Raw genomic sequence first — 1,510 nt, 5'->3', positions numbered from 1 at the left:
TCTGCTCGCTGGCCTATCCATCTTGTTGAATACACTAAAATTATTATCGGAATATAGTCTGGAAGAACTTACTCATTTAGCGAGAGTTGCTCTTAAGCCTCCTCCCTGATGTGTAGATACCTATGCCTTTAAGAGCGGCCGGTTCGCCGTCGACAAATGTGACGCCTTTCTCCTGATGGCGACGGCGGAAAAAGGTTCCTAATTCGGTGCCAAATTGTTTTTCAAAGGGCAAAGGGTGCGCAGAAACCACGGTTACCGCGATGTCTTGTTTACGAAGCGCCGCCGCCACCTCCATGCCGATAAAGCTATTGCCGATGATAACCAGCTGGTGCTCGTGCTCCACGGTGGCAACCAGCGTCGCCGCTTGCTCTAAACTACGCAATACCTGCACGCCGTGCAGCGCCTTACCGGGCAAATCCGGCCGCTGCGGCGTGGCGCCGGTGGCCAACAGCAAACGGTGATAGGACAGGGTTTTACCGTCTTCCAGCCGCAGGCTATGGCGTTTGCTGTCCACCTCTTCCACATTGCCATTAATGCGCTCTATCTGTTGCTGCTGGAGATAGGCTTCCGGCAATAGGGAGGGTACCTCGTTGATATCCATGTCGCCCTGGGGGACAAATTTTGATAGCGCGGTGCGATCGTAGGGCGCCTGTTTTTCTCGCTCCACCACCACCAACCTGCCGGTAAACCCGGACTCCCGCAGCGCTTTGATGGCAGCGCTGCCGCCGGCGCCGGTGCCCAATACCACATACACAGGCGTCTTATCCGCCGTCTGTAGCGGAGTCGCCTCGTCCAACGGTTGTGGATCGATCCATACGGCATCATGATCCACTTTCACCGGGTAGCGTTTTAATGCCCGCAACGCGGGCGGTTCCAGCAGACTGCCGGGGCGGCTTTCGCTAATGGCGAACACCGATTTATGCCATGGGCACACCAGCTTGCCATCGCATAGCGCGCCTTTTTCCAGCGGCGCGCCGGAATGGGGGCAGGTGGCTTCCAGGGCGTAGATAGCTTCACCTTGACGGATCACCACTACATCAGTTTCTCCGACGGTGACTTTGCTCGGTGTCATCTGCGCCAGGGAGGATAACGACATGACTTGCTCATAGGCCACGGTAGGCTCCTTTTTTTTATAAAACCTTACTGTTTAAAGCGGTATCAGTAAGCCTAGCAGCAAAATCGTAAATGACTTTGGGCGCAAAGTACCGCCTGCGACCAACGCCGCCTCAAACGCAGGTTTAGCGCCAGACTCTCAGTTGCAACCAGCGACAGACTTCACGTCAGATCTGGACCTGAGCTCACACCTGGCCTCGGACCCAGATGGGATTGTGGATATGCATATGGACCCAGACTTGGACTCGGTTGTGGACCTGCCCCCATAGACATAGGTATCTACACATTTATCGTGATACCTGTTATTACTTTGCAGAATGATTTCAACCTATCTGTTGGCGGGATTGACTCTCGCCTTACCCGCCGATATCAGACGCTGGTTAAACAGCATATGACG

1 protein-coding gene is annotated in these 1,510 nt (G+C 54.5%); it reads right to left on the bottom strand.

The genetic code is table 11. The features are described 5' to 3' along the window. Window positions 1-76: 76 nt before the first annotated feature. The gene (locus tag CINSTRO3249_RS15805) at window positions 77-1,114 is read right to left on the bottom strand and encodes an FAD-dependent oxidoreductase (RefSeq protein WP_074013900.1); all 1,038 of its coding nucleotides are present in this window, start codon (window positions 1,112-1,114) and stop codon (window positions 77-79) included. Window positions 1,115-1,510 lie beyond the last annotated feature (396 nt).

It is taken from the genome of Candidatus Sodalis sp. SoCistrobi, from assembly GCF_900143145.1.
Classification (GTDB): Bacteria; Pseudomonadota; Gammaproteobacteria; order Enterobacterales; family Enterobacteriaceae; genus SoCistrobi.
Note: the sequence above shows the minus strand (reverse complement) of the source record. Positions and strands in the feature narration are given on the sequence as shown.